The organism is Anaerococcus sp. (assembly GCF_022770135.1).
Lineage (GTDB): Bacteria > Bacillota > Clostridia > Tissierellales > Peptoniphilaceae > Anaerococcus.
On the sequence record NZ_JALEIL010000026.1, the window covers coordinates 1 to 4161 of the forward strand.

Sequence of the window (4161 nt, forward strand, 5' to 3'; positions counted from 1 at the left end):
TAGCATCTTATCTGAATATCCTATTGTATAAGTTAGAGCAAAGCTTACTCCTCCTGCTATTAGAAGCATTAGTATATACATTAAGAGGTTGTCTAGATATAAGAGCATACCTGGAATAACTGTTACTGCCATTCCTGTTCCCTCAATCTTAAAGATTGAAGCGAAGAAGCCTCCTGCTGCTCCACCAATCATAGCCATTACAAATGGCTTGACAAATCTTAGGTTGATACCAAAAATCGCTGGCTCTGTGATACCTAGGGCTGCTGATAGGGCTGATGGGTAGGCGATTTGTTTGATTTTTGTATCCTTGGTCTTGATAGCTACTGCAAGAACTGCTCCTGCTTGACCTGCTGTCGCTGCTGATAAAAGAGCATTGAAGGCATTTCTTCCATTATCTGCTAAAAGTTGGACTTCTAGGAAGTTAAAGATGTGATGGATTCCTGTAACTACGATTAGTTGTTGGAGTCCTCCGATTAGGATTCCTGCTATACCGAAAGGAAGTCCTAGAGCCCACTTAGTTGCCTCGAGTACTACGACTTCTAGTTGGTGGAAGACTGGTCCAATTGCAAATAGAGAAAGCACACTCATTATAGCCAAAACTAAGAAAGGAGTTAGAAGTAAGTCTAAGCTATCTGGCATTACTTTTCTTAGATTTCTCTCAAGTTTCGCACCGATAAGTCCTGAAATAAAGGCAGGAAGCACTGTTCCTTGGTAGCCTACAACTGGTATAAATCCAAACATTATGATAGGACTTGCGTCTCCACTTGCTACTTGGTAGGCATTAGGTAGGTTTGGATGAACTAGCATAAGGCCTAGGACGATTCCTATGACAGGACTTCCTCCAAATACCTTAAAGGCTGACCAAGCTACTAGGGCTGGCAAGAAAGCGAAGGCTGTATCTGTTAGAATTTGTGTCCACATCAAGAAGTTTTGGGAAATGTCGTCTGGAGTCATAGAGAAAAGTCTAAGAACTTCCTCTTGGGTGAAGAGTCCCCTTAGTCCCATGAAAAGTCCTGTAGCTACAAGTACCGGAATGATAGGAACAAAGACATCACCAAAGGTCTTTATCGCACGCTTTAGTGGATTCTTTTGATTTTTAGTTTTATTTGCCACTGCCTTATCGTGAATTTTAGAAAAGTCATCTGGTGAATCTTTCTCTAGAGATTCGTAGGCATCGTAGACCTTGTTTACTGTTCCAGTTCCAAAGATTATTTGAAGCTGACCTTCATTAAACATTGCACCCTTGGCTCCTTCAAGGTCATTGGCCATGTCCATATTGATTTTGTCCTTATCGTAGGCTTCGATTCTAAGTCTGGTTGCACAATGTGCGACTGAGGAAATGTTTTCTCTTCCTCCAGCAGCCTTTATGGCTCCTTCTGCTGCTTTTTTGTAATCCATAATTTCTCCTTTAAATAATTACAAATAATTGGGAACGGTTCCGTTAATATAATTATAGCAAAAACGTTTACTTTGTCAAATCATTTTTATTATTTTTATTTATTTGATATTATAAGAGTGGAGGATTTATGGCAAACATTAAAGATATTGCTGAGCTAACAGGATTTTCAAAATCTACAATCTCCAGATATTTAAACAATGGTTCAGTAAGCGATAAGACAAAAAAGAAAATTAAAGAAGCAATAGACGAGCTTGGTTATGTTCCAAATTCCTATGCGAGAAATCTCAAAAAAACTAAGACCAATATCATAGGGGTAATCATCCCAAACTTCATAGGCTATACAAAAAATACCGCCCTAAATGCTATTAATATCTACTTAAAGGAAACTGATTACTCCATGCTCCTATCTTGCTCCAATGACGATATGGACGAAGAAGTGAGGATCATCGAAGAGATGGCAGGTCTTAATGTGGAAGGAATAATCCTTTTCGCATCAAATATAACTCAAAAACACAAGGAAATTACAAAAACTCTAACCATCCCCCTTGTAATCTTCGGCCAAAAGCTAGAGGGTTTTACTTCAATTCTTGCCAACGACTACGAAGCAGGAAGGCTTATGGCTGATTATATAAAGACCCTTTCCCACAAAGAAATTTCTTATTTCGATGTAGGTAAATACGACCAGGCCGTAGGCGATAGGTTTTTAGGCCTAAGTGATGGGATAAAGGATAGAAATATAAAAATTAACCACCATCACTTCGATTTTACCAAAAAGACAGCCTATGAAAAGGCCAAGGAGATTCTAGATAAGGAAAAATCAAGCTTTTATATAGGAGCGACCGATAATATAGCCTTCGGTATCATAGAGGCCCTTAGAGAGAAGGAAATTAGGATTCCAGATGATATTTCTGTAGCAGGTTTTGGCAATTACGAAATATCTTCTATAATAAACCCCGCCCTTACAACGGTGGCTTTTCCCTATGAAAAGCTGGGAAAGCTTGCTATAGAAGATCTATTAAAGCAAATAGAAGGAGAGAAAGGATTAAAAAAAGCCCCCCTAAGCCCAAGACTAATAGTAAGAAAATCAACCTTATAGTAAAGCCCTCGTTTATAAAAGTCTATTTTTAAGATAAATCATATAAAAGATAGCTTTGGTATAATAAAAATAAAGCGCAATGTGGTTGTCCTTATAGTCGAGGGAGATAAAAACGGACTTTTATTATCCGCCCACATAGATACTCTGGGCCTTATGGTAAGAAGCATCAAAGACAATGGTAGGCTTAAGGTCACAGGTCTGGGTGGCTATCCTTTCTCCTATGCAGAAGGGGAAAATGTAACTATCCATACCAAGTCCGGTTTAATAAACATATTTTTATAAATGTAGCTAATATCCGACTAAGGTTTAAGCAAGAGCTCTCACACAAGAATAAGCGGCAGTGCATTAATTAACGTTCCTTCCTGTTGGTGTTTCTCCAAATAAAAAGATGATTAAGACATCCTCTCTCCGTCTTTGAGTTTGTCTCTCGACTTACCTGTGTCCTTATGGGTGAATATTAAATATGAAATATTTATATTATCGCCTCCTAAAATTAAGTATAAGAAAAGCACCTACTTTTGTAGATGCTATTATTTCATGTAAACAATAATAAGCTATTTGTTCATATTGTATACCATGATTTAACTTTCGAGATACATACTTATACACCCAATAATAACCAGTAAACAACCAATTACTTTACCAATAATTTTTTTGTTTGTTTCATTCGAAGTCAATATGGAATTTGCAAAGATAACAATCCCTAAAAAAATTAATAAGCTCTCATAATTGGATTTCAAAAAATTTATTATGCTTACCATGCTTCTATATATCCATTATTCGGAATTCTATCATTTCCATCAATTCTTTCAGCTAACCATTGACCTGGATCTATATATGCATCAATAATTCCTTTAATTATACTTCCAGCAAAAATACCGAATGCTCCTAGCCCTATAGCTGTTAATTTATTTACTACAGCTTTTTTCACATGCTTTTCAACCCAGTCTTTCGCTGCTTCTTTTCCCATTTTTTTGATCAATTCTACTACTGATCCAACTCCTGTAAGTAAAAGTGTTGCAGATATAACCCCATTTAATATCCCACCTAACATTTTAGTAGAAATGCTTCCATGAGATGTTGAATAAAATGTAAAACCATTACTTTGTATATCTTCTATTTTTATATTTTCACTCAATATTTCATCTGCAAGATTTATATATTCTTCCTTAGTGTATCCTTCCGCTGTAGCAACAGATTTATTCTCTTCATACATTATCTCAAGCAGTGCATCGTATGCTTCTTCTTCTTTGGTAGTCATTTCGTTTCTTTCAAAATTCTTCGAAACTAAATCTACACCTGAATATTTGTATACAAAATCTTCTTTTAATGTACTAACGCTTCCGTCTTTTGCTAACGCTTTTGACGGAATGATTGAAAGCATTATAGCAAAAACCAAAAATCCAGTGATTATTTTTTTAAATTTATCCATAAAATTCCTCCTTATATTCATTTTCAATAAAATTGTACTTTAATTCAAAAATTTCTTCAATGATTCATAATATTATCACTCCCCCCTATAATAAACAGATTCCATAGTAAAAAAAATCAACCTTATAGTAAAAGCACTCGCTTTATAAAAAATAGCTTTGGGTATAATAAAAATAAAAGGAATTTTTATGAAAAAATATTATTTCAAAGAGAAGTTTTTCAAAATAACAGACCA

The 4161-nt window shown here is 35.5% G+C and carries 4 protein-coding genes; 2 read left to right on the forward strand and 2 right to left on the reverse strand.

What is annotated here, in order from left to right:
* Positions 1–1398, reverse strand: a 1398-nt coding sequence (locus tag MRZ08_RS01135) for a sucrose-specific PTS transporter subunit IIBC (protein WP_297378306.1), incomplete at its 3' end; no start/stop codon positions are given.
* A 128-nt stretch (positions 1399–1526) separates the two neighbouring features.
* Between MRZ08_RS01135 and MRZ08_RS01140 the strand changes: the two genes are divergently transcribed.
* Both MRZ08_RS01140 and MRZ08_RS01145 read left to right on the forward strand, forming a co-directional pair.
* Complete coding sequence (locus tag MRZ08_RS01140) at positions 1527–2495, forward strand: LacI family DNA-binding transcriptional regulator (protein ID WP_297378309.1); 969 nt, start codon at positions 1527–1529, stop codon at positions 2493–2495.
* 81 nt (positions 2496–2576) lie between these two features.
* A complete protein-coding gene (locus MRZ08_RS01145; protein WP_297378312.1) occupies positions 2577–2777 on the forward strand; it encodes a hypothetical protein in 201 nt (66 codons plus the stop codon).
* A gap of 472 nt (positions 2778–3249) precedes the next feature.
* Here MRZ08_RS01145 and MRZ08_RS01150 read toward each other — a convergent pair whose 3' ends face one another.
* On the reverse strand, positions 3250–3927 hold the full coding sequence (locus tag MRZ08_RS01150; RefSeq protein WP_297378314.1) for a hypothetical protein: 678 nt from the start codon (positions 3925–3927) through the stop codon (positions 3250–3252).
* Positions 3928–4161: the final 234 nt, after the last annotated feature.